The sequence below is a fragment of the Yoonia sp. SS1-5 genome (assembly GCF_038443705.2).
Classification (GTDB): domain Bacteria; phylum Pseudomonadota; class Alphaproteobacteria; order Rhodobacterales; family Rhodobacteraceae; genus Yoonia; species Yoonia rhodophyticola.
This window is the reverse complement of record NZ_CP151764.2, coordinates 115,372-139,430: the sequence shown is the minus strand read 5'-3', so window position 1 is coordinate 139,430 and position 24,059 is coordinate 115,372. Positions and strand designations below refer to the sequence as shown.

General features: G+C 54.2%; 24 protein-coding genes and 1 pseudogene. 6 read left to right on the top strand and 19 right to left on the bottom strand.

Annotated elements, in window-relative coordinates; translation table 11 throughout:
* Nucleotides 1-71 precede the first annotated feature (71 nt).
* Both AABB31_RS00700 and AABB31_RS00695 read right to left on the bottom strand, forming a co-directional pair.
* A complete protein-coding gene (locus tag AABB31_RS00700; protein ID WP_342075052.1) occupies nucleotides 72-1,082 on the bottom strand; it encodes a nucleotidyl transferase AbiEii/AbiGii toxin family protein in 1,011 nt (336 codons plus the stop codon).
* Nucleotides 1,083-1,084: 2 nt separating this feature from the next.
* Nucleotides 1,085-1,681 carry a DUF6088 family protein gene (locus tag AABB31_RS00695; RefSeq protein ID WP_342075053.1) on the bottom strand — a complete coding sequence of 199 codons (597 nt, stop codon included), beginning with the start codon at nucleotides 1,679-1,681 and terminating at the stop codon, nucleotides 1,085-1,087.
* Nucleotides 1,682-1,843: 162 nt separating this feature from the next.
* Here AABB31_RS00695 and AABB31_RS00690 point away from each other — a divergent pair, with 162 nt between their 5' ends.
* Nucleotides 1,844-3,226, top strand: coding sequence for an IS1182 family transposase (locus AABB31_RS00690; RefSeq protein WP_342075054.1), 1,383 nt, complete (start codon nucleotides 1,844-1,846; stop codon nucleotides 3,224-3,226).
* 202 nt (nucleotides 3,227-3,428) lie between these two features.
* Here the strand turns inward: AABB31_RS00690 and AABB31_RS00685 are convergent, their stop codons facing one another.
* The 6 genes from AABB31_RS00685 to AABB31_RS00660 all read right to left on the bottom strand — a co-directional run bounded on the left by AABB31_RS00685 (nucleotide 3,429) and on the right by AABB31_RS00660 (nucleotide 10,029).
* A complete protein-coding gene (locus AABB31_RS00685; protein ID WP_342075055.1) occupies nucleotides 3,429-4,400 on the bottom strand; it encodes a hypothetical protein in 972 nt (323 codons plus the stop codon).
* Nucleotides 4,397-6,214 carry a hypothetical protein gene (locus AABB31_RS00680; RefSeq protein WP_342075056.1) on the bottom strand — a complete coding sequence of 606 codons (1,818 nt, stop codon included), beginning with the start codon at nucleotides 6,212-6,214 and terminating at the stop codon, nucleotides 4,397-4,399. The genes AABB31_RS00685 and AABB31_RS00680 overlap by 4 nt, the downstream gene beginning before the upstream one ends.
* Nucleotides 6,211-7,302, bottom strand: a complete 1,092-nt coding sequence (locus tag AABB31_RS00675) for a hypothetical protein (protein ID WP_373634762.1) — start codon at nucleotides 7,300-7,302, stop codon at nucleotides 6,211-6,213. Before AABB31_RS00675 ends, AABB31_RS00680 begins: the two co-directional genes overlap by 4 nt.
* A gap of 4 nt (nucleotides 7,303-7,306) precedes the next feature.
* Complete coding sequence (locus AABB31_RS00670) at nucleotides 7,307-8,353, bottom strand: DNA cytosine methyltransferase (RefSeq protein WP_342075058.1); 1,047 nt, start codon at nucleotides 8,351-8,353, stop codon at nucleotides 7,307-7,309.
* A gap of 41 nt (nucleotides 8,354-8,394) precedes the next feature.
* Nucleotides 8,395-8,613, bottom strand: a complete 219-nt coding sequence (locus AABB31_RS00665; RefSeq protein WP_342075059.1) for a hypothetical protein — start codon at nucleotides 8,611-8,613, stop codon at nucleotides 8,395-8,397.
* Between the two features lie 240 nt (nucleotides 8,614-8,853).
* Entirely contained in the window at nucleotides 8,854-10,029 is a 1,176-nt protein-coding gene (locus AABB31_RS00660) for a hypothetical protein (RefSeq protein ID WP_342075060.1), read from the bottom strand.
* A gap of 222 nt (nucleotides 10,030-10,251) precedes the next feature.
* On the opposite strand from AABB31_RS00660, the gene AABB31_RS00655 reads away from it, so the two are divergent.
* On the top strand, nucleotides 10,252-11,232 hold the full coding sequence (locus AABB31_RS00655; protein ID WP_342075061.1) for a helix-turn-helix domain-containing protein: 981 nt from the start codon (nucleotides 10,252-10,254) through the stop codon (nucleotides 11,230-11,232).
* Here the strand turns inward: AABB31_RS00655 and AABB31_RS00650 are convergent.
* The 4 genes from AABB31_RS00650 to AABB31_RS00635 form a co-directional block, all read right to left on the bottom strand.
* Nucleotides 11,195-11,773 carry a hypothetical protein gene (locus AABB31_RS00650; protein ID WP_342075062.1) on the bottom strand — a complete coding sequence of 193 codons (579 nt, stop codon included), beginning with the start codon at nucleotides 11,771-11,773 and terminating at the stop codon, nucleotides 11,195-11,197. The genes AABB31_RS00655 and AABB31_RS00650 overlap by 38 nt on opposite strands.
* On the bottom strand, nucleotides 11,770-12,213 hold the full coding sequence (locus AABB31_RS00645; RefSeq protein WP_342075063.1) for a DUF2147 domain-containing protein: 444 nt from the start codon (nucleotides 12,211-12,213) through the stop codon (nucleotides 11,770-11,772). The genes AABB31_RS00650 and AABB31_RS00645 overlap by 4 nt, the downstream gene beginning before the upstream one ends.
* Nucleotides 12,210-12,617 (bottom strand): hypothetical protein, encoded by a 408-nt coding sequence (locus AABB31_RS00640; protein WP_342075064.1) that lies wholly within the window; start codon nucleotides 12,615-12,617, stop codon nucleotides 12,210-12,212. The genes AABB31_RS00645 and AABB31_RS00640 overlap by 4 nt, the downstream gene beginning before the upstream one ends.
* A gap of 461 nt (nucleotides 12,618-13,078) precedes the next feature.
* A complete protein-coding gene (locus tag AABB31_RS00635; protein WP_342075065.1) occupies nucleotides 13,079-13,651 on the bottom strand; it encodes a Crp/Fnr family transcriptional regulator in 573 nt (190 codons plus the stop codon).
* Between the two features lie 78 nt (nucleotides 13,652-13,729).
* Between AABB31_RS00635 and AABB31_RS00630 the strand changes: the two genes are divergently transcribed.
* Complete coding sequence (locus AABB31_RS00630) at nucleotides 13,730-14,278, top strand: hypothetical protein (RefSeq protein ID WP_342075066.1); 549 nt, start codon at nucleotides 13,730-13,732, stop codon at nucleotides 14,276-14,278.
* A gap of 134 nt (nucleotides 14,279-14,412) precedes the next feature.
* On the opposite strand, the gene AABB31_RS00625 is transcribed toward AABB31_RS00630, so the two are convergent.
* Both AABB31_RS00625 and AABB31_RS00620 read right to left on the bottom strand, forming a co-directional pair.
* Nucleotides 14,413-15,003 (bottom strand): FRG domain-containing protein, encoded by a 591-nt coding sequence (locus AABB31_RS00625; protein ID WP_373634761.1) that lies wholly within the window; start codon nucleotides 15,001-15,003, stop codon nucleotides 14,413-14,415.
* Nucleotides 15,004-15,505: 502 nt separating this feature from the next.
* On the bottom strand, nucleotides 15,506-15,637 hold the full coding sequence (locus AABB31_RS00620; RefSeq protein WP_342075068.1) for a hypothetical protein: 132 nt from the start codon (nucleotides 15,635-15,637) through the stop codon (nucleotides 15,506-15,508).
* Between the two features lie 101 nt (nucleotides 15,638-15,738).
* Here AABB31_RS00620 and AABB31_RS00615 point away from each other — a divergent pair, with 101 nt between their 5' ends.
* Entirely contained in the window at nucleotides 15,739-17,118 is a 1,380-nt protein-coding gene (locus tag AABB31_RS00615) for an IS1182 family transposase (protein WP_342075069.1), read from the top strand.
* Nucleotides 17,119-17,362: 244 nt separating this feature from the next.
* Nucleotides 17,363-18,052, top strand: a complete 690-nt coding sequence (locus AABB31_RS00610; RefSeq protein WP_342075070.1) for a hypothetical protein — start codon at nucleotides 17,363-17,365, stop codon at nucleotides 18,050-18,052.
* 208 nt (nucleotides 18,053-18,260) lie between these two features.
* On the opposite strand, the gene AABB31_RS00605 is transcribed toward AABB31_RS00610, so the two are convergent.
* Nucleotides 18,261-19,199 carry a tyrosine-type recombinase/integrase gene (locus tag AABB31_RS00605; RefSeq protein WP_342075071.1) on the bottom strand — a complete coding sequence of 313 codons (939 nt, stop codon included), beginning with the start codon at nucleotides 19,197-19,199 and terminating at the stop codon, nucleotides 18,261-18,263.
* Nucleotides 19,200-19,349: 150 nt separating this feature from the next.
* Here AABB31_RS00605 and AABB31_RS00600 point away from each other — a divergent pair.
* Nucleotides 19,350-19,517, top strand: a pseudogene (locus tag AABB31_RS00600) (EamA/RhaT family transporter); the annotation flags it as partial.
* 43 nt (nucleotides 19,518-19,560) lie between these two features.
* Here the strand turns inward: AABB31_RS00600 and betC are convergent.
* The 4 genes from betC to proX form a co-directional block, all read right to left on the bottom strand.
* The gene (gene betC / locus AABB31_RS00595) at nucleotides 19,561-21,078 is read right to left on the bottom strand and encodes a choline-sulfatase (protein WP_342075072.1); all 1,518 of its coding nucleotides are present in this window, start codon (nucleotides 21,076-21,078) and stop codon (nucleotides 19,561-19,563) included.
* Between the two features lie 7 nt (nucleotides 21,079-21,085).
* A complete protein-coding gene (locus tag AABB31_RS00590; protein ID WP_373634760.1) occupies nucleotides 21,086-22,003 on the bottom strand; it encodes an ABC transporter permease in 918 nt (305 codons plus the stop codon).
* A gap of 10 nt (nucleotides 22,004-22,013) precedes the next feature.
* Nucleotides 22,014-23,033 (bottom strand): glycine betaine/L-proline ABC transporter ATP-binding protein, encoded by a 1,020-nt coding sequence (locus AABB31_RS00585; RefSeq protein WP_373634759.1) that lies wholly within the window; start codon nucleotides 23,031-23,033, stop codon nucleotides 22,014-22,016.
* A gap of 64 nt (nucleotides 23,034-23,097) precedes the next feature.
* Entirely contained in the window at nucleotides 23,098-24,057 is a 960-nt protein-coding gene (proX, locus tag AABB31_RS00580) for a glycine betaine/L-proline ABC transporter substrate-binding protein ProX (protein ID WP_342075074.1), read from the bottom strand.
* Between the last annotated feature and the right edge of the window lie 2 nt (nucleotides 24,058-24,059).

Sequence of the window (24,059 nt, the reverse complement as noted above, 5' to 3'; positions counted from 1 at the left end):
GCCTGGCAGTCGAAGCTCTAATGGCTCTCAATCACCAGTTTTATGATCTCCAATAACCAAGCTCTGCGAGGTCAGGCTGAGTTGATTTCCGCTTCCAGCGCCGCGATCGCGCTCATCACGTCATCAAAGCTTGGCGCGTCACCCATGATCATCTCATGCATTCCGGCATAGTCCCGACGGAGTGCGGCCTCGAGGTCTTTGCCTGGGGCTAGGCGAAGCGATCCCGGTTTTGCGTCTTCGTATCTCGCCCAGGCCGCTTTGAAGAACACCGACTTATGATGGCCAACCTCGCTCAAGAGGTCGAGATTGGCCAAAGCCCGCGCCTTGGCGTTGTGCTGGGTCAGTTGCGCCATGTCATAGTAGTGCCGGGACATGCGGTCAGCGAGCGGTTTGCTTCTGTCCTGATGGAACAACATGTGTAGGATCGTCGCCTTCTCCCAGAAGGTCCGTTCGATACCGAGGGTGCGCACATCAACAGGGTTAAGGCCGGGCAGATCGGGAAAGGCTTGTTGGATATAGGTTGAGAGGGTTCGTTGTTCGGCCGGAAGCTGTGCGCCACGCGCGCCGAACTCAAAACGCACAACGGGCTTGACGTAACCTTGGTCTTTGTCATCGAGAGACGGGTAGGCAAATAAGATGGTCTGAGGGTCGCCGTCGTCGATCTGGAGCGAGAACGGCTGATCCAGGCGCGCTGCGAAGGCGGTGTTGATTTCATCGAGCAGGGGGCCTGCCACTGTGGCCTCGGCGGCCTCCTGAAGATCCTGTAGCAGCGATTTGCGTTTGCCGCCCGAGAGGTCGGGGCTCTCAGGGTCACTGTCTCCCTCGAACCCGAGTTGGGCGCGATCAAGCGACAGATCGACGTCCTCAGAGAACCGCTGGATGACGTCATAGGCTTTCGAGAGCGATGTACCTCCTTTAAAGATCAGGTGATCGCCAAAGGAGGGCAGGGCAAACAGGTGCTGGAGCGACCAGCAGACCCAGAAGTCCTTTTCGACAATCGCCCAGGCAAACCCGAGTTCTGCTGCCGCTTGCCGAAAAGCTTCGTCGCGGTTTGCTGGTGTGTCGTTTGCAAAGGCATCCATGCTTAGGCGTATGCCACGATTTGCTGAACGACAGGATGCATCCAGGCCGGAACATGTCGGCTTTGCTTTGCAAGCTGCGCCCGGTCCTTGGAATCCAGCGTGCGGGCGATCTTGCCAATCACCTGATCGTCGATACGATCCTTGCCGACATAACGGAGCGCCTGAAACACAGTGCCCGTCTTAGAACCGGCACCAACCAAGGTCTTCGGGGAGGCGTTTCGGAACTGGATCACCTGCCGTCCGATCTTCTTGGTTCGTGTCGGCCCGTCGGTCATGTAGGTCGGATTGGACGGCACTTGGGTGGATAGACCCAACTGGTTCGCCGCCATGGCAGGGGAGGGCTGCAGAACCTGGTTGTCCTTCCGGGCAACGGCGCGCGCGATGTCATCAGCAGACGGGGCCAAGACACCGAAACGGGAGCTGTGCTTTGGATAGTCGTAAAGCCCACGCGTCAGACGCCGGATCACACCCTGATCCGCCAGGCGTGACAATGCCTGATCCACGCTTGCGCGCGATCCGATATCGAGGAAGTTCGACGGCGCGAAGATGGCGCCTCGGCCCTTCCCAACAATACGTTGCTTAATTTTCGACGTGATCATGGCTCAACTCCATGTCAGAAAATAGGGTATGTTTTTCTGAACGTCAAGGGGCTGTCGACATCGGTACCCCTCTGCACGTCGGGCGGATGTCGTTGAAAAACTCTTACTTGATCTGGAACCAACTCGCTGATTCACTTCTGTTATTGAAGGAGGTAGATTGCGATGATGGGACCGAGGCAGGAAGCGCAAGCGGCATTGTTCTACGAGTTCTCGCTGGAGGCTCATGTCCCTCAAGATCATCTGCTGCGGTCGATTGATCGGCATCTCGATCTGAGCAGCATCCGCGGCCATCTGGCAGATTTCTACAGCCACACGGGCCGCCCGTCGATCGATCCCGAGTTGCTGATCCGAATGTTGCTGGCGGGTTATTGCTTTGGCATTCGGTCTGAGCGCCGCCTTTGTGAAGAGGTACATCTGAACCTGGCGTATCGATGGTTTTGCCGCCTCGAGTTGAGTGACAGCATTCCAGATCATTCTACCTTCTCCAAAAACCGCCACGGCCGCTTTCGCGAGAGTGACCTGCTGCGCCATGTTTTTGAGATGACCGTTGCGCGCTGTATTGAAGAGGGGCTGGTGGGCGGTCAGGGTTTTGCCGCTGATGCCAGTCTGATCGTTGCCGACGTCCAGAAACAGAACTCCAGCAACCCTGAGAGCTGGGAGGAGCGCACGGTCAAACCGGAAGATGCACCCCGGGCGGTTCGCGAATATCTCGACGTTCTCGATGATGCTGCCTTCGGGGCGGCCAGTGAGACAACACCCAAGTTCACCGCCCATGCCGACCCCGCCAGTCAATGGACTGCCGCGCGCAAAGGCCCCGCCTTCTTCGCGTATTCAGACAATTACCTGATCGACACAGATCACGGGGTTATCGTTGATGTGGACGCCAGCCGGTCGATCCGGCAGGCAGAGGTGGGTGCCATGCGCAAGATGATTGACCGCACCGAAGACCGCTTTGGCCTGAAGCCTGATTGGGTGGCAGCGGACACGGCTTACGGGTCTTCCGAGAACCTGGTTTGGCTCACACTCAAACGGAAAATCCTGCCCTTCATCCCTGTCATTGACCACTCAAAGCGCAAGGATGGCACCTGGTCGCGATCCGACTTCACCTGGGACGCAGACAATGACCGGTATATTTGCCCGGAAGGCAAAGAACTCCACCACACACGGCGTAATTATTCCGACCCGAGCAGACACAAACCCAAACCTGGTCGCCGTCAGTATCGCAGCCTGAAACTCGATTGCCAGAGATGCCTGTCAAAACCTAAATGCTGCCCAAACACCGCGACGCGCAGCATCAATCGTGAAGAATATGAGATCGTCAGAGACTTTGCGCGGCTGTGCACGGCCTCCGAGTTCAACCCGACCGCTCAGAGACGACGAAAGAAGGTCGAAATGCTCTTCGCACATCTCAAATGCATCCTCGGGCTAGGCAGACTCCGATTACGAGGGCCATGTGGCGTCCAAGACGAATTTACCCTCGCAGCCACCGCCCAGAACCTCCGGAAACTGGCCAAACTGAAGCCCATGGTACCTGCCATAGGGTAGCAGGGTGGTGCCGCCTCAGACTGCCCAACAAAATCAGACCAACAGCCCCGCGCACACCGCCGAAATCAGCGAGTTTTTCAACGACATCGGCGGAAAGCGGTCGTTCGCTGCGAGAGCAAACCAAGATACCGGTTCTCAAAAAGCGGAAGTTTGAGGTTGTTGGACGCTGGGCGAATGAAGCAAGGAACCGTAGAATTGAACGCTATGCGGACTCTGAGATAGCTGTCCAATGAAAGAACTTGTCGGATTCCTCTGAGTAGTGGCTGTGGTTGTAGATAAGCGCACCACCGTAGCAGATCTGAACATCACGGTTTTTCAGACAATACGTTGCGGCGAACAGTGTCGAAATCTTATTGTTCATGGGGACAATAACTAAGTTATGATCAGGCTTTGCGGCTCTCGCTCGGTCTAGCATTGCGCTGACACTCTGACCATCTTCGCATATGAATGTGTCCTGTCGACTTTCATCAAATCGGTTCAACAAAAGCCCGACGGCATCCATACCTTGGGAGACAAGCCATTCGCGCTCTTTAAGCTGAGTATCTCCGTGAGCAAAGACCAGAGAGCTGGGTGATAGAATGTCCGCGATCTGCGTGACTCGTTGATCATCAAACCCGACCAGCCCAACAACTTGCAAGGGACGATCTGGCCTGAGCACTCCGCGGAATCCGATTACTGGGCTGACACTCGACACACCTTTGCTCAACCACTTCTTCGATATCTCCGACTGTTCCGTGCTGTAGTCTTTAGCGACGTTGTAGACGCAAACTACTTGGTCAAGGCGCGACAGGCTCCAAAGGACATAAAGAATGAGCAAGAGCACATCCCGGGGAAAGCATGTGATATCAAAGACAATCTTTAGACTTGGATCACTTTCAGCAATCTGGGTTCTTATCGTCTGATATGTTCTAAATTGGCTCCCGCGGTCAACATCAACGCGGAAGGCCTTTTTTTGATCAAGCTGCAGGTCCAAGCACTTGTCGTTCTCTGAAAGATCAAATTGACTATCAGCAAACTTAAGTATGAACACCTTGTTGGCTGCTGAAGCATTGGCATGTCTTACCAGCGCGGTTGAACGAGGCTCAAAGCCATTCCAAAGTAAAACAATTGCGTTGCCGAGGTCCGGAACCCCATCTTTGCGCGACCAATCGAAATTATCCTGAAGATGCTTCATTGATCTTCCAGCCCGTCGAATAACGGACCGATACCGCCGTCTGCGGTTTTCCTTCTCAACTCTTGCCTGAATCCGTCAGGGTCGTGCATCATTCGCTCCAACGCACTGTTTGTCAAAAACTTGTAAGCTGTAAATCCGTTTGGGTCTAACGTGAAGTAAGGTGCTACACGGCGTGTAAGTATGTATCGGTGCGTTCGTCCGAAGCCCTCTTTCCGTCCAATCGTTGTCCTAGTGAACATCGAATTTCGTACACCGAACCTGAGAACTTTCTCCAGATCGGGGGTTGGTGTTTGAGAAAGAGCGAACGAAAAATACCTTCGTTCTGTTGCTTGGGTATCGAGCAGGGAGACTTGAAAAAATGATCCTAAAGAAATGATCAGATTGTGCAGGAGAACAGCGGTCGCCGATGAACCATCGAGATGGGTATCGCTCAGCTTGAGACGTTCCAGCTCTTCCATGACGATGCGTTCGGCTTGTTCTCGAACCACCGTGTTTTGGACGCTAGGGTCAATGAATGTGAATTCACCGTCATGAAGCGCTTTCATGCGGTCATACATCAGATAAGCTGCCTCCAAGAAGTAACGAGGAATCCCGGAAGAAATATTGACCAGTTGATTGTAGCCACTGTAGCTGTAGTTGCTCCGCGACTTCTTTTCGCCACCAAGCAAGCGGATATACTCTGGAATTGCATAACGGTAGGCGTTGTCGCGCGGCCGGGATGCGCCGCTTGTCACCTTGTGCGCTCCTGTGGATATCTCCCTCCTTAGCTTGGAAATTTCGCTTTTTTGCTTACCGTCCTCCGGAAAAAACTGTTCAGCGTTCGCGATGCGTCCAGTTTTTGACCTGTCGAAGTTGTAAAGTTCTAACCTCTTGTCAATTATGCGAGTTAATCTGGCCTCATAGCCCCTTGTAGTATTCGATGTGTATATATCTACCGTATTAATCTCCGCAAAATCATGTGGCACCTCAATCCTTCGGCCATCGAGAGTGCTAAACGTCTTGTACTGATAAATCTCAGACGCAATTTTAAAAAATATGTAAGACTGTCGGGTCGAGACGTACGTATTCAAAATTTTCGTCTGCATCTCGTTCAGATAGTCAGCATCGTCGATGATTATGAACAGCTTTCGTGTCCTTGGCATCCCCTCCAATCCAACCCACGCTTCGAGGAACGGGAGCAAGAAAGTTGAAAATCTTAGTAGCACCGTCTCAAACTTTGGAGTGGTGTCTGGGTCAGCGAGGATCTCGTCTAGGTACTGCAGGCTGGCGGCGTGCAGATCAGCCAGGTAGTCGACAAGACTGAGAAAAAGGTCGAAATCCGTCTTTGGCTTCTGCCCGTCATAGTCGACAAAATTATTCAGTAACTTGAATAGCTTGGAATTTTCTGTGTCGAGAGTGTTCTTCTTAGCAAAGTCCAATGTTCCTTGATCAATGCAACGAGATACAGCCTTCCAAACCAAAATAAGGATGAGAAAGTGCTCGTTCACGGGACGATCGGCGAAGGTTCCTTCGAGGCTTTCAAGTTCGGGGTAGATCAGATCGGTTTGCTTGATGGTCACGTAAAGCGCGTAATAGTCGATATCCGTTATGCGCACTTGCGATTTGTGGTTTTGGACCAACAACTGGCAATCAGGTTCGAGATATCGAAGCATCATGCTTTTTCCGGTTCCCCTAGAACCAACTACCATCGTGTCACCGGCACTATGCACCGCATCAGCGCCCGGCATTTCTGAGACGTACAGCTTAACAACTTCCTCTGCGGAAAGAGATTCTGGTGTGTGTACTCGAAATGGGTTTTCTGCGATGGTTTTCATTTAAAAAATCCTGATACCGCTTTGACAATCCGACCAATCGAAGAGACATCCTTATCTTCTTCATCGGCGTCTGCTTCACTTGAGCTAGAAGCCCCGCTGCTGTCGCTACTTAACGTTGCTTTGAGTGATTCTGGTGTGAGTCGACCCTTACCTTTGAAGTCCGCTAGGTCTGGACAGACGTCATATATGTCACCAGCTGCAACGGTCGGGTATCCCGTGTCTTCAAGACGATATTTGACGCGACATGCCTCGAGCTTCGTCTCTTCATCAAAAATCTGTACATCGACGTCCACAGTCGTCAGCAAAAGATTTGGAAGAAAACGTGAACAGTAGATAGCTTCACTCCAAGTCTTCAAAGTCCTCTCGAAGATTTCTTCTAACAGGAAGACCTCTCCTTTCCCTTTACCAAATTTTCGACCGAAATACTCGCTTGAGAAAGCAAGCTTGAGCTCGATGGTTCCGGATGAGGCCTCGACATGAGCGGTATGAAGCCCGCTAGAATAAATATGGTATACTTCACTTTCTTTGGGCAGAAGGCCCAACTCAAGTTGTACAATAGATGCACGATCGATTTCTTCGGCCAATTCATCGGCAAGCTTCAAGATTGCCGCCAATAGTCTTGGTCTAATCGGAATGTTCTTGTACTTCGTATTCGGCTCGACCGCCCGCAGTGTACTCTTGGACCCTTCGAAATTACCGCCGTGCGTCGAAGCAATCTGGATTGCCATATTTTTGTCCAACGAGTCAAAGCCTAGCGGCCCAAAGACACGCCCCCAAACTTCATCAATCCTGTTTTCGTGATTTGCCCGCCCGGAAATATTCGCAATATCATGCACTTGTATCGAAAGCAGCAACAGAAAGATCTCATACGGAACTAGTTCAGCGCCCATCTGGCCGATAATTTTTGCTGCCTCGCTACCAACTTTTGCGATGTGCTTAGGCCCATGGTCGGTAAGCCAACCTCCATCGGTTGCCGAGGCACCTGCCACAACTTCTTGATGGATCGGAGCAAGACCGGTGGCTAACGCCTCATACCGTGTGAAGAGCTCGTCACTCGCACCTTGCAGACTTAATTCAAGCTCGTTCAATCTGCTACTCCAAGAAATTTGCTACCTGAGAAATTACGGCTTTTGCCATGAGTGGGGGAACAGCATTGCCGACCTGCTGCTGCTGTTTTCCAATACTGCCCACAAATAAATACTTGTCTGGAAAGGATTGTAAACGAGCGGCCTCTCGGATTGACAATCCGCGGTGTTGGTGTGGATGCACCAACATGTTTTTTCTGAAGTTGCCAACAACCTTAGCCGGTTTATCCGAAACCAACCGATGATAAATTCCCGTATGGCACCTCGTCACATCCGAGTAGTCGTCCATCAAATGAACAGGGATTGATTTCCAATTTCCTCCCTGCGGGATATGTTCATACCTTTGCACAATCTTCTCAGCATTGTCTGTTACGAGATTTCCCGTACATATCCGTTTTCTTGCACGAAGTGATTTTGCATAGGCAGATGTTGCAGACGACCCGTACGGCAAAGTATCGACGGAAGCTCCATTCTCTAGCCGAGGCAGATCGCTAATTGCATCCCAGACAGTTGGTTGATGGATAGTGTTGAGCTTGATCTCGAAACCAGCTTTGCGAAGGCCAACCACAAAAAGTCTTGTTCTATTCTGCGGCAGCCCCACTTCGGCCCCTGAAACTTGAACGACTGTTGGATGGTATCCCAGCTCAGCCATCGATTGTGTTAGGCGCTCGAGGTACTTCCGGCGACTTCCGATGCCGAGTCCATGAACGTTTTCAACAATTATGGCCCTTGGTTCTGTAAGCTTTGCTACCTCAACAGGAACGAACAACAAATTATTCAATGGGTTCTTGTCGGTTCTCGTTTTCTGGTTCGAAGTTGAGAACGATTGGCAAGGTGGTCCTGCAACCAAAATATCGTGCTCAGGTAGGTGTGAGCACAGGTCAACCGCTGGGTTACACAAATCAAAACTCAGCGTGGCGTCTTCACCGAAATTCTTTTTGTAGGTTCCAATGGCGTGCCTATCCAAGTCAACGCCCATTGCCACGTCAAGCTGAGCCGCGGATGCTCCGAACGATAGTCCACCTGAGCCGCAAAAGAGATCGACAACCTTCATGTCATCTCACACATTTTTGGAATTCTCATCGGTCGAGCTATTCATTCGGACACCGAAAAAATATCTTCGACGTTGATGCGTCGCTCAAGCAAGGAGGATAGCCCCTTCGCGATTTTTGCTGCGGTAAGCTCTGCAACGGGGCGACCTGCTTCCGCCGCGGCGACAGTGCCCCTGTCCAAATCGCAATGTCGGGCGATCTTGCTAACAGACACCCCTGCCTCAAGCCTTAAGGACTTCAGAGTTTTCAAGCTTGTCAACATTTCCCCACCCCTTCCAGGCGATGATAGACAAGCAAAGCGTCTGTTCAACAGGATTCAGCAGAAATCGACAGGTTTCTACTACCTCACCAGCCTAAACCTCTGAAAGGCGAACGTCGACGACGAGGAATGTTCGGTAACGCCCTGTCTAGCTCTGGTTGGCTAGCGCAGGCAGCGAATGGCAGTAATGCGGGCATGCAAACGCAGCATTGGCGTCTATCGCCCAGAGTCTGCTTAGGGCTGCTAGAAGAACTGAGCTAGTTGGTCACGTATTGAACCCAAACTAGCGCCGTATCCACCCTCGCTATTCTGGCCTAGTTGCACTCCCACTGGTGCGTCGTCAGACACTGCCAGCAACAGCGCGCCTGCCACTCCCGGGCCAGTATCACAGTCATGTGTAAGGCTAAATTGGTCAGTATCAAAACCGGTGACAGAGCAGGTCCGAGATAGCTTGCCACCAGTTTGATTATCCCAGGCAACAAAGTAAATGGCTTCGCCTATAGACGGTACGCGTATCGAATTCCAAACCAATGATACCGGTTCGCCGCCTGCAATTTCTCGCTTCAATATCGATAGAGCAGTGGCATCGTCATTCCATACTTTCTCAAGGCGCACAAAGTCGTCGCCTTCTGCTAGGGCTGCGGAAAAGGGATGCGATCCACCCAGATAATTGTTGTCGCAAATACTTGGAGCAAGAACATAGTCTGCCGAGATGTTTACGGCGGTACAGAATCCCGTTTGCCCACTACTTCCAGAAAACTGAATACGTGTTGTTGCATCCGCTGCGGTAGATATTGCTTGTCTCGATGGAACGCCCATTGGAGCGCTTGGGTCTCCACCGGTATTTCGGATGGAGGTCTCCGCCATTGCCGACAGCTGCTCTACATCTAGCCCCTTCAGTGCTCCAGCCCTTATATAGAACAACAGCAATCTCGCTCTGGTTTTTTCGTTCGGTTCGTCAACAAGTTGGCTCAGAACAGAATACTGAAATTCAATCTCTTTTAAGCGCTCGTTTCTAGCCGCCGCGGCATCAGCTAGATTGTCTTGCAACTCTGCCTTTAGGAGTTCTCTCTCATTGTCTCTAGCAAGAGCTTCAGTCGCAGCGTTCGAAGCCAATGCGGCCTCAAACTCCACCTTCGTCAATAGCCCGGTGAGGTCTTGTTCAGCGCGAAAATAGTCGGCAGCGAAATTTGCTCCGACTGCAATCACTCCGGTTAGTGCGACGACAAGTGGTGTATTTTGCCAAAACGTCTTTTCCGCAAAATCCTGCTTGCGGACTGAGATCTCAAATTCTCTGTCAAGACTACGCTGATGGTATGCTTTTTCTATCAGCCTTGCTCTTAAGTCTGCGTTTTCCTCTCCCTGTAACGCCGACTTGCTGGCAATGAGGTCTAATGCTTCCTCTACTGGGTCAGCCATTGTTACTCCTCCAATGCCGTCGAAAAATCATTTAATTGAAAACGCTGCGCCAAGTTTACGTTAGCGTGAAGCTTTAGTCACGAACCATGTCAATGTCTGCCGAGCGAAAGCTGCTCTGCAGCGCGCGAGGGCTCGGTCAATGTCCGGATTGGGCCGTCCAGAGCAAAATCTGACAGATGAATCAGTCTGGCATGATCGCGACATAACGTCTATCTTTTGCCAATGCCCGCAACACGTCGCATCATCTTTGCCGTTTTTGAAGATTTTCAGCTTCTGGATATGTCGGGGCCAGCCGCAGTGTTTCACGCGGCCTCAGAATTTTGCAATGAACCGCCCTACGAGATCGTTCTTGCCTCTTCTAAAGGCGGGCCTGTTCGCAGCTCCTGCGGAGCGGAAGTTGGGACAGACGCTCTGACGACATTTACCATTGGCAAGCAGGACACTGTTGTTACTGTTGGCGGAACGGAAATGGGCCTTCGCAAAGCAATTTCCGAGGGAGAACTTCCCGACTGGTTGGCAAAGTCTGCGCCGACGGCTGAACGTATCGGCTCGGTTTGTGTGGGGACGTTCCTACTGGGAACAGCAGGTCTGATTGATGGCAAACGCGTCTGCTCCCATTGGCGGTCGTGCGACCTGGTTGCAGAGATGTTTCCCAACGCCCATGTCGACGCTGACGCGCTTTACACGCGCGACGGAAGTCTCTGGTCCTCCGCCGGGGTGAGCGCAGGTATCGACATGGCGCTTGCCATGATTGAGGCCGATCACGGTCCGGACCTGAAGTCCCGTGTTGCGCGCGGTCTCGTGGTCTATGCGCACAGGCCCGGGCTGCAATCGCAGTTCAGCGAGGTCCTCGAGGCCCAGTCGCGGCGCGATGGACGGTTCTCCGATCTGCTCGACTGGATTGGACTAAACCTGAACATCCCCATGCGCGCCGATGATCTTGCCGAGAGGGCGGGCATGTCTCATCGGAGCTTTCTCCGCCATTTTCAGCAAAGCGTCGGCATGACCCCCGCGAAATACATTGAGCAGTTGCGGCTCGCTCGCGCGCGAGAACTGCTTGCAAGTGGAATTGCCGTGAAGGCCGTGCCCGCGCATATCGGCTATCGGTCCGAGGCGGCATTTCGGACTGCGTTCGAGAGACGCTTCGGGCTGGCGCCGCTTGAATTCAGCAAGCTTCACGGTCGGGAACGACAGACGCTTTAGGCGCTGGTGCGCTTGTTTCGAGCGAGGCTTGGATCAAGTCGTTGCCATTGGGGTATGCCGTACTCGTCATTGAAAACCTCGCGAAAAGATAACCTGCCAGCCCGAGATCGGCGGCGATGCAGGCGATGATGTACCAATCCGGAACGTAGTCGACATGCCCGAAGTGGGCCGCGTCCCAAATGGCATGAAGAGCAATGCCAATCGGCAGCAGAACCGGGCGGCGCAAAGCTGCGATCGCGAGGCTGCACCAAATCACCAATCCCGCGAGTTCAACCGAAAGCCCGGTCAGACCGCCATTCCATCGAAGTGAGTTTGCAACGTAAATCACCGGTAGGGCGATCACGAAAACGGTCAGAATGGTGTGAAGCCGCGGACGCGGCCAGTAGTCGGAGGCCGGGCTCAGAAGTAGGAACGCTGTCGCCGCAAATCCGAGAACTCCCCAATGGCTTGGATCGTCGAGATGTAAGAACGGCAGCGCCGGGACAAAGATCAGCGCGGTGACAGCGATCACAGCAAGATAAAGGCGCAGGATATTTCTCATCTGTCGCGCCCCCGCAGGTTCTCGATCACGGTCTGAATACTTGCCAGGGAGTACCAGCGTTCCGTCGTGCAAAACGGCCCGGCGCAACCCCGCAATATTAGCTGGTCGCGGCCCGCCCTGACAACTGTGCCTCGAAACATGCGACCGGAGTCGGGATCGGTCAGATGTCCTTCCCATCCTCTATCCGTTTGGCGCAGTGCCGGAGCGATCACGGTGCCGAATGGGACTGATAGCTCATCCTCACCTTCCCAGCTCCAAACAAGCGTGCCGCAGATCGTGTCGGTATTGTCGTCGCACCGGTCGAACTGAACGACGATCGCCATGCCGGGTGAAGCAAATGTACCTCTCAAAGTCTCGCTCCAAGCGGAACTTGGCATCGCCACACCGAATATCAGGGCAAACACGGCGCAAGAAGCGACGGTTCTGCGTTCCATGGTCATGACATGGCCCTCCGGGTTTGCTTGCTGAGAAAAATGAGCGTGCCGACCACCGCCAATGACACGGTATGAAACGCGACCAGGCCGTCGAGGTAGCTTCCGCTCTCCGGCGGAACGGCAAAGGCTTTTGGCACGTCCAGTACCCACGACCGAAGCGCCGTGTAGAGGATGAGCTGGCTGGTTGCGGCAATACCGAACGCGACGATCCAGATGCGGTTCGCCATAACGACACCAGCGACGACGGCGATATCGAGTGCCAGATAGACAAGGTCCAGCACCTGCCATTTCAAAGGAGCGCTTAACCAATCGAAGCCGGTAAGGCCAGCCATGTTCGCGACGTGTACGCACGCTCCGTAGGCATAGGCCGCCGCAATTCCATAGCCTGCGAACCGCAAAGTTCTGTCCATTCGTCCCATCCTCTCTCTTTGGAATACGGATCAACTTCGTCGCGTGTATCGGTCGAATTGGCCCCCGGAGAAATGGCGAAAACCGACTGAATCTTGCCAATGTTAGCTCACCGCTCTTTCGAGGGCTCGTGACATAGCCTTCTGGAAAGGGCAGCGATGGCGTATGATAACCAAGCTCTGCACGGTCTACGCGAGGCGCGAGCGCCATTTAAGCCGTGCTGCCGGTGGCTAAATCGATCTCTTGGCACACGAACTCACAGTTCTATTGATTTCCTGAACGCAGCAAATGTCTGCAAAGCGGGCTGCAACTGCAGCATCTGTTTGGTACGCAGAGTGTCCGCTTTGGGCCGTCCTCGCGGGTGAAGCGCCGCCAGCCTGGTGCGGATGCTGCGGCGACCCTAACGACCGCCAAGAGCCCCAAAGTGTCCGATGCTGCAAGACACACGAATGGCCGCTTCCTGTCAGTGTTTGTCGCCTGTGCGTAAACGGCTCATTGTGACAGGTGTGATCCCTAAAAAGGATGCAATCAACGTATGGGGAAAGATGTTTTCATAGCCGGGGAATGCCTGGCGAAACCAAGCGAGCCGCTCAGCCCCTTTAAGAGCGGCGAGGCACCACTCTCGATCCACCTTCCTGCTTAGCGCGTCCCGCAGAACACCATTGGCCCAATTTCGGACGGGTTCAGATGAAATCATCCGATCTGAAAGCAGATCACTGTCGATCCTTGCAAGCAGGGCATCGGTTGTTGCCGAAATGGACACGAGCGACACACCGTCGCGCGTTCGAGCGATATTTGGCGTGATAACGCAGGGACCCACATAAAACCCGACGCTAACTTCTTTGCCGTCTTGGTCGCAAATACTGCTCACCAAGCACCCTTCCAAAAGAACGAATTCGTCTGTTTCGGGTTGTTCCTGCCGAGTAAGGTGCAACCCCTTGTTCAAACGCTTTCGTTTCCAATCAGACGCAAAATCGTCTGCGCAAGCCATATCTGACAGGTCAGGTGACTGCATCAGAAACGTCCGTAAATCCATCTTGGCGTGCCTTATCAAATGATAATGCGGGTGACTTCGTCTGAGGGCATGTTTGGCACAGTTCAAGGAGTTTACAAAATGACGAACAGAATCTTGTCAAAGCATATTGGAACAATTGCGGTTGGCTCAGGACTGATAGGTGCATCAATCTATTTGCTGATGATCAATGTCACGCTCGCCCATATCGAAGCGGTCTCAGGGCACGTCCCCTTCGACATGCGTCCTTTCGGCTATGGCTCCACAGAGGCGGCGACGCTTCTTGAAGCGTTGGGAGTGGAAGGGCGCGCGTATTATCTCAGTCGCCAGATCGCTTTGGACACACTTTATCCAGCCATGCTCACCTTGGCTTTGGTCGCCACGATCTGCTGGTTTGGGCAACGCATGTCAAACAGAAAGCTTGTCCGCTTTGGCATTGCCCTTTCGGTTGGTGCTGCTCTGTTCGATTATGTCGAAAATCTTGGTATCGTGGCCATGATTTGGAGCTGGCCCGAGGTTTCCGTTCCACTGGTTTATGCCACCAGCACAGCCACAATTCTTAAATCCGCTTTAACAACCGTAGCTGTGCTGCTGACGCTTCTGGTGGGGTTTAGCTGGACACGTCTTTCTGAAGCCGACGTTCGTCCATAGTTAGTCAACGTCGGCTTTGTCCCGCTAAATTGTGGGTTCGCCTACCACCTGATTTTGCGGCTGCGGCGAATGTCGACAATGCGGACTGCGGCCGCAGCATTCGGAGACATTGCTCAATGTCTGGTAAGGGCCGGTCAACTATGTCGGCTGTTAAACACCTCAGACGCGACGTTGTCTAAAGTAGGCATGTATGTCGATTGAGATATGCCTTCTCGCTTCAGCAATGCCGAAAACTCTGGAACGTGCTTTGCCTTAAGTACCACTTTCTTAACGAATTGATTTGAGATTTGTCCAAATCCCCGTTCTGTCAGTGAATCCGCGTCGATCCAACGTTTAAGAGTTTCATCGTAGCTCGTCGAAATCTGAGTGAACAAACCACTTTGCGCACCCAGATATTTGTTGTGCACGTGGCCCGGTCTAATAGTGCCGTCGCCAAAAACACGCCAAGGAAGCCTTCCAATAGATTTGACATACTTGTGCTCATTAAATGCCCAAACCGCAATGTCGGTGGGGTTGTCAGACTTCCAATTCAAGGTTGCGAAGTACGCAGCTACAATCGGATTACTTGTCCAGTCAAGAAAGTAGGTCGGAATGCCATGATGTTGGGCCAAGGCCCATACGGAAGTCTCAAACGAAGCCGGTGGTCCGTTGTGTTCAGGACGCCCCCAGGGATCACTCTCGCGAATAGAAAAGCTCGGACTAAAGACAGTGGGAACACGTTCCATGTCTAGAAGCCCGAGCTCGCTGGCTCGATTTACGAACTGTGCTACGCCTTCGCAGACGAAAACGTGCCACAAATCCTGCATCGTCCAGGGCGTGTACATGTCCGAGAAGTCGTCGGAGCTTTCCAAGTATTGCCCAAATAGAGCATACACTCGATCAAAAAGGTAAGATCTATACCGTTCCGCTGGCTTCGAGCTTGTTGCATCGATAGGCCTTAATCCGCTCGGGAGAAGACCGTAATTTGCGTCTGCTACGCCTCTGAAGGCCCAAGGCAGCGAACCCAAGTAGTTCCTATTGGGCCACCAAAAACTGTTTGATGGTCGCAGAAGTGCCAAAAACCGGCGAGCATCAAGGTCTTTGCCAGCAATCTGAGTATGGACTTTGACCAAGTTTGACTAAGCTTTCAATCAAGTGCTTTTGTGGCGAAGTGCTCCGACATCACACCAATTCAGCAGCAGAAAGTCTAGGTCAGAGTAAACTCTACGGGCTCTTCTCCACGAGACATTACTCGTTTTTCTTGCGCAGCGAATGGCCGGAATAGGGGTTGCATCCGCAGCAATTGAGCCAGATGTCGGGCGTCCGGTATGGGCCGTACTCGATGCTCGGTTTCACGGCATAGGCTTGGATGCTGCGCATTCTCCGAAGACAGCTATGAGCCGATTGTGTTGAAAAACTCTGCTTGTTTAGGGTGCTGCACCCTGATTCAATCTCTTCATTGATGCAGAGGATTTATCGCGATGATGGGACCAAAGCAGGAAGCGCAAGCAGCATTGTTCTATGAGTTCTCGCTTGAGGATCACATCCCGCCGGATCACCTATTGCGGGCGATTGATCGGTTCACGGATCTGAGCAAAATTCGTGTTCATTTAGCGGATTTCTATAGTCATACTGGACGTCCTTCGATCGACCCCGAACTAATGATCCGAATGCTATTGGTGGGATATTGCTTTGGCATCCGATCAGAACGCCGCTTATGCGAAGAGGTCCATCTGAACCTCGCCTACCGCTGGTTTTGCAAGCTCGATCTCTCAGATCCGATCCCGGATCATTCGACCTTTTCCAAAAACCGACATGGACGGTTCCGTGACAGCGATCTGTTCCGGCATCTGTTTGAGACCGTCGTGGCGCGTTGCATGGCAGAGGGCTTGGTTGGCGGCGAGACCTTTGCGACGGATGCCAGCATAATCCAGGCCGATGCGAACAAGCAGTACTCGGCACCAAAGGCAGAATGGGAAACGGCAAAGATTGATCCGGCGGTCGTGCCAAGGGCCGTGCGGGAGTATCTGGAGACCTTGGATGACACCGCATTTGGTGCGGCCAGTGATGTGACACCAAAGTTCATGTCTTTCTCTGACCCAGCCAGCCAGTGGACGGGTGCGTTGAAAGGGCCAGCATTCTTTGCCTATTCGACCAACTACCTGATCGACACCGACCATGCGATCATCCTTGATGTGGAAGCCTCTCGTGCCATCCGCCAAGCCGAGGTTGGTGCGACACGCACCATGCTGACGCGCACGCGAGATCGGTTCGACCTGTTTCCTGATCGTTTGGCCGCTGATACCGCTTACGGGTCCGGCGACATGCTGGGGTGGCTGGTGAACCAGAACATCGACCCGCACATTCCTGTCATCGATAGATCGGATCGCAAAGATGGTTCGTTCTCAAACCTCGACTTCAGCTATGATCAGAAAACTGATGAGTACACATGTCCTGGCGGCAATCCCCTCAAGAAATATTGGCGAAAGATGCGCACCGCACGGACAGGCGTCAGCAAGGATGGCATCAAGCGCTACTACGCGAGCAAAACACACTGCGCGACTTGCGCCCTCAAGGACCAATGCACCCCAAACCAAGACGCCCGCATCGTCTCAAGACATGTTCATGAGGCAGCTCGCAACAAAGCACGCCAAATTGCCAAAACCGACGCCTATACCGATGCAAGCAGGCGACGAAAAAAGGTCGAAATGCTCTTTGCACACCTCAAGAAGATCATGCGGCTCGACCGCCTGCGCCTTCGTGGACCAAACGGCGTAAAAGACGAGTTCCTTCTCGCAGCAACCGCCCAAAACCTCCGGAAGCTTGCAAAGCTGCGCCCAGCAGGCCCGGCGATGGCGTAAGATCAACGCTGGCCAAACTAAATCCGCAAGCGAAGGCACCTCTCAAGCCGAGTTTTTCAACACAATCAGCCCAAAATCACCAATGCTGCACCACGTACCAACGGCAGCTTGTAGCAACAAGAGCTCGACTTTTGGCCTCACTGTCTTCACGGTGATATTCGACAACTGTGCCAACTTGGCTGAGCCCAAAAAAACTAGATTGTTCCGATCGAGGTTTGTTCACCTTTCGCTCAATGGACCAAATATGTTGAAATCGACCGTAGTATTTTTTCTGTTGTTCATAACGAATCCTTTGTATGCGGACGCTGGAGAAGACATTGATTTCTTCATGTCTCATTTTCTCGACGATGCTTTTTGGTCCCCGGCACGCAACTCAGGCCGTCTAAATGTTGCCTACGAGTATGAAGAAGAACTACGGGCCAAAGATATCCAAGTGGTCGATGAAGCGCGCTTTCGAGACATGATACCTGCCGAGGCGGTTCAAGAAATAATCGATCAACAAGAAACCCTAGTTGCCGAGACTATTTCTGAACACTACGGAGCCGCGCATCTTTCTGATATCGCAGAATTTTTCCACTCACCTACTGGTGAGCGGATGCTGCTAATTGCGGAGGAAGAAGGCACATTTGCGAGCGGGCGATCCGTTACTGATTGGAATGAAGGAATCCAAAGCTGGGCTGACAATTTACCACTCCAAGACTTCACTCGATATAACGCTTTCACTCGCACACCGGCTGGCACTTTCTTTATCCACAATGCTTTAGAAATAAGGCAGATTTCGATGTCCAGACTCACTGCATCACCGTATTTTTTCAAGCCAAACCTCAACCAGGAGTTTGTTCTTCAGATATTTAAAGCGGAAGGGGTGGTAGAATTTCCAAACCGTTTTGTACGCCAAACCATGATTAGGGAAATAGAGGCCACCTTGGAGTAGCAGTTTCTGGGTTTGCCATGCGCCTACCCACGGCGATGGGCGCAAGCACGCCGCCGAAAGCCGACCTTATGATAGGACTAGTAAACGGCAGCAATGTCCGCAAACTGTGAGTTCACCACTCCAGAGATTTAGCGCATACAGCGAACGGAAGGTTCGGCGGGCCGCGCCGCAGCAACTTGATCGGTCGGTGAAAGGCAGCTCAGTGCTGTTACTGCCGCAATTCGCCAAGCACGTCGACCCGCTCCAACGCTCGCCGTAACGCATGGTTCGAAACCCGCACATATATTTCCGTTGTCTTAAGGTTTGCATGCCCGAGGAGCGCCTGCACCATCCGAATGTCGATACCCTCTTCGATCAGCAGCGTCGCTGCTGAATGCCGGAACCGGTGTGGGGTCAGGTGGGGTTCGATGCCGAGGCGCTTAGACAGCGCCCGAAGTCGCTTTCGGAAGGTGGCCGCGCGGAGTCGACGCCCCACCGTGTTGAGGAACAATGGCGATGCGATGCTGCCGTCTCTAGAACGCACCTCGCAGAATTGTTGAAACTCCTCCTGCAGCTCACGGTTCGGCACGAAGACGATCCGCTCTTTACTACCCTTACCGAGCACGAGGATCTGACCACCGTCCGACGAGACGTCACGGACCTTCAGATTTGTTAGTTCGCTGATGCGGATTCCCGTCACGATCAACAGTTTGATGATCAGGAGGGTGACGGCATTCTGTGAGGTCAGTTTCGCGTCGTCCGCGCCCGCCTTTGACCGAGCGGCCAATGGAATGTCTTCGTATTGGAGGACCTCCTTTAGCGTGTCGCGATCGATTGGGCGCGGCAGGCGTCGCGGGATCTTTACGGAGATGCGGACGTCCGCGAACGGGGAGGGCAGGGCGCTGTTACGATCCGCACGCCAGGCAAAGTACGTCTTGAGGGTGACGAGTCGCCGTTCGATGGTCGTTGGCTTGGCGCCCAATTCATCGCGCAAGTGGCGGTGGTAAGCGAGGATGTCGTCTTTTGATAGCGGGTCGCTGAGGTGGCGCGCTTTGGTGAAGCGCGCGAAGGTGCGCAGATCCTGGGCGTAGGCTCGAAGCGTGTGGTGGCCGAGGCTGCGTTCATCCCGGCGGGAATTGACGAAGGCGGTGTGATCGAGATGGGGCATGCTGAACTCCTGTTGAGGTGTTCAAGCAGTTCATCACGGTCTTCGGAATCGTCGAAATCGGGTCCTAAATGCGGTAACGATAATGGGACCCAAAATTATCAAACAGCCATTCGCGGCACCAAGTATAGAAAGCGATGCACCATTGATATTAAAGTATCTGCGGTGACGCCGTTCAGATATACGAGGTTACTCTTTGGAGCCACGCTTGGTGTTGTGCTGTTCAGCGAACAGCTGAGCTCTGTGATGGTGCTAGGGTCCGAGTTGATTGTCTTATCCGGCTTGTTCATTCTTTGGCGCGGCAAGGCGTCAACCGGTTGAAGTGTCTTGGCTTCGTAATACTGTGCCAAAGTTGAGTGCCGGTTCAACTCGTGCCCATTTTCACCGGCAGGAATGAGAACGCCCATTCGTTGTAGCCGCCATCGCCGCGATACCAGATGACCTCGTCTGTGGCCTCTTCGGCGTGGTTCCAGCGCGGTTTGGGGCCGTCTTTATGTCCGTCTACGATCAGGCGGCGGCGCTTTTGGCTTTTGATGATTTCGGCGCTCAGGCGGGCGATATCCCATTTCTCTTCGATCCACTTCTTGAACGACGCGACCCGTTCGGCCTGCGCGGGATCACCTGCGATATTGTTGCGCTCATCCGGGTCGGTCTTGAGGTTGAACAGCAGCACGGGATCAACGCGCGAATAGATGAATTTATAGTCACCCTGCCGGATCATCAGGATTGGTGTGGTTGTGGCTTCGGCCAGATATTCGGCGTAGACGGGCCTGTCGGGTTCTGGCGCGCTGCCCAGGGTTTGGGTCAGATCATGGCCTTCCAGACGCTCGACGTCGCTTTGCCAGCCGGAGTCATTTGCAATCCCCATGAATGTCGGCAGAAGATCAACCAGTGAGGCAGGTGTTGTGACCCGCCCAGGTGCCTGGCCAGGCAGTTTCATCAGCAAGGGCACCTGCAACGCGTGTTCGTAGAAATGCTTTTTGAACCACATCCCACGTTCGCCCAGCATTTCGCCGTGATCGGAGGTGAAGATGATCGCGGTCTTGTCGGTTTTGCCAATTGCATCGAGTGTCTTAAGCAACGTGCCGATCATCGCGTCGATATAGCTGATGGAGCCATAATAGGCACGGCGCGCGCGGGCGATGTCGGCATCCGCGAACCGCATTTCGAGCATCTTGAAATCGGCCAGCAGGCGGCGCGCATGGGCGTCATGTTCATTGGCCGAAAGAGCCGGAACGGCGGGCATTGGAATGTCGACGCCTTCATAGAGGTCCCAATATTCCTTGCGGCACAGATAGGGCTCATGCGGGTGGGTGTAGGACACCTGTAGAAAGAAGGGCCGCGTGTCGTCGGAGCGGGCGATGTTATATAGATGCTGGTTTGCTTGCGCTGTGACCATCTCGTCAAAGTCGATCTGCACGGAGCGCTCGCAAACGCCGGAGATCAGCACGGAGCGTTCATCATTGGTGTCGCGTTCGCCCTCATCGCCCCAATTCGGCACCCAGCTGAAATCAGCCGGGTAGAGGTCGGGGGTCAGGCGCTTTTCGAACCCGTGATACTGATCGGGGCCGATGAAGTGCATCTTACCCGACAGCGCCGTCTGGTAGCCCGCCACCCGCAGGTAATGCGCGTAGGTGGGTATGGATGCGGGCATCTCGGCGGCGTTGTCATAGGCCCCGATGGTCGAACATAACTGCCCCGCCGCCATTGAAAACCGCGAGGGCGCGCAAAGCGGGAAGTTGCAATAGGCCGTTTCGAACACGGTGCCGGTTTCGGCCAGCCGGTCAAGGTTGGGCGCGTGGCAAACCGTGTCGCCGTAGGCGCGCAGGGAGGCGGCGGTCAGCTGGTCGACCTGAATGAACAGGATGTTGGGGGATGTCATGGACGCTCTATCCTTTGCCGACAAGTTTGCGCAATGCGCCTATTGGGCCTGTCTCGTACCATTTGCGGTGCCCACGATCGCGCGCAGAGGTGCCAAAGCTTTGGCTGATCCGGTCAATGACGATGGCCAGAAACACGATGCCGAGGCCTCCAACCGTGGCGATCCCCATATCGAGCCGCCCTATACCGCGCAGCACCATCTGGCCCAAACCAGTCACCGATATCATCGAGGCCACCACTACCATCGACAGCGCCATCATGATCGTCTGGTTCACGCCTGCCATGATGGTGGGCATGGCAAGCGGCAATTCGACCTTATGAAGCACCTGCCGCTTGCTCGCCCCGAAAGCGCGGGCGGCCTCGACCATGTCTTCGCGCACTTGACGGATGCCCAGATTGGTCAGCCGCACGACGGGCGGGAGCGCGTAAATGAAGGTGACGATCACGCCGGACACGTTGCCGATGGAAAACAGCATCACAATCGGGACCAGGTAGACAAAGGACGGGATCGTCTGCATCAGATCCAGTATGGGTCGAAGGACCGTCCAGAACCGATCATTGCGCGCAGCCATAATGCCTAGCGGGATGCCGATCAGCGAACAGAATATGACGCAAGTCAGCACGATGGACAGTGTGACCATGCTTTCTTCCCACGCGCCCATCAGCCCAATGGCGATCATCGAGGCTGCCGTGACAACCGCCAGTTTGCGCCCGCCCGCCTGCCAGCCAATGAGCACGATGATTGCCAGCATCAAAAGGTCCGGCGCGCCGGTCAGTCCATCCTCAAGGCCTGTCAGAACGATGTCGAATGGCACCTTGATAGCCTGAAAGACAAAGCGGAAATTGTCGACGACCCATTGCAGCGCGGTTTCGACCCAAGCGCCTACCGGCACCCATTCGGTGTCAAAGATGTCCCAAAGATCCATTTGGTCTCTCCTATCCTCGCAAGGCGCGCAGCGCGTCTGTGATGGTGATAATCCCGACCGCAGCACCATCCGCGCCCAGCACGGTCACGGGGCTTTGATCGGTCATGAAATGATCCATGATTTCGCCCAGCTCGCTGCCCAGTGGCACGGTCTTGGGCGTCGGGCTTTGGCCGTCCAGCAGTGCCATGATGGTCTGCGCACGCACCAGATTGACCCGGCTGATGCCTTTGACAAATTCTGCCACGTAAGCGTCTTTGGGGTTTGTCACGATCTGCTCAGGTGTGCCGATCTGCACGATCACCCCGTCATTCATGATGGCGATCTTGTCGCCCATGCGGATCGCCTCATCGAGATCATGGGTAATGAACACGGTGGTCTTTTTGACCTTCTTGGATAGCTCCAGAAACTGGTCCTGCAATTGCCTCCGGATGAGCGGGTCGAGCGCCGAAAACGGCTCATCCATCAGCAAAATGTCAGGATCAGCGGCCAAGGCGCGGGCAAGCCCCACGCGTTGCTGCATGCCGCCGGACAACTGGTCGGGATAATGGTCTTCCCAGCCTTGCAGATCCATGGCCGCCAAAGCCTCGATCGCGGCTTGACGGCGTTTAGGCAAGGGGACGTCGCGGACTTCAAGACCAAAGCCCACATTTTCGGCCAGCGTCCGATGCGGCCAAAGCGCCATGTGCTGAAAGACCATGCCGATCGCCTCAGCACGCAACTGGCGCAGCCGCACCTCGCCCATCGTATCGACGCGCTGTCCTGCGACGTGAATCTCGCCCGTCGTCGGCTCAATCAAACGGTTGATGTGGCGGACTAGCGTGGATTTGCCGGATCCCGACAGCCCCATGATGCAGAAAATCTCACCCCTGTTGACGCTGAAGCTGGCATCTCGCACGCCCAGGACGCAGTCGTAGCGATCGCGAATCTCGTCCTTCGAAAGACCCTCCGCCTGTACCGCCTTCAAGGCTTCCTTTTCGCGGCTCCCGTAGATTTTCCAAAGGTTGCGGCACTCAATTTCGACGTCAGGCATGTGGTCCCTGTCTTGTTAAGAAAAGGGGCACCGGCTCAGCGATGCCCCTGAGTTGCAGGGAGGTCTAGTTGGCAGCCGCCGCAGCCGCGGCAACCCATGCGTCAAACTGGTCTTGGTTGGCTGCAACCCAGTCTTCGGCGTGGCGGCGGAAATCTTCGACGGTGTCTTCGCCGTCACGCAGTTTGATCTGCGCGGCATTCACGGCAGAGATCGGAATTTCCACGGTGCTCAGGAATGCAGCGGCCGCCGGATTGGCTTCCATGAATTCCTTGTTGGCCACGACATAGACGTCATTGACCGCAAAGCCGGGGTCCATATCAGCGCCGTCCGATGGCACTCCGATTTGCACAACATCTTTGCCCGGCACCAACACGTCGCTGATCCAGTTGGGTGTCCACGTGTAATACAGGATCGGCGCGCCTTCGTTGTAGCGGGTGATGGTGTCGGCCATGATCGCGAAATAGCTGCCCTGATCGTGCTGCACCGCGTCGCGCAGCTCATACGTGTCGAGATGCGCTTCGATCTTCAGCTCGCAGCCCCAGCCCGGATTGCAGCCAGACAGGTTGGCCTTTCCGTCGCCGTCGGTGTCAAACAGGGCCGCAATCGCCGGATCGGCAAGCTGACCCAGATTGTTGATGCCGTTGGTCTCTGCCGTGGTCTTGTCGATGTAATAGCCCTGGCCCGCGCCGGTGATGACGGCATGGTTGCGCACCATCGTGTCGTCGCCGCCCGATTTGTCGTAGAATTCATTGTGCAGCGGCTGCCAGTGATTGACCGTGTAGGACGCATCGCCCGAGGCAACGGCCAAATGCAGCGCCGGGAAGTCGGCCTCGCGGGTCTCTTCGATCTTGTAGCCCAAAGCCTCCAGTCCAAGCTGAACCACCATGTGCTGGAACCAAGCATTGGCGGGTGATCCTTTGATCGGCTCCACGGTGACGCCCTTGCCCGGCATGTCCTGCGCGAATGCGCTTCCTGCCAAGGCAATCGCGGCTACGGTGGATGTGAGTGTTAGTCGAAGCATCATAT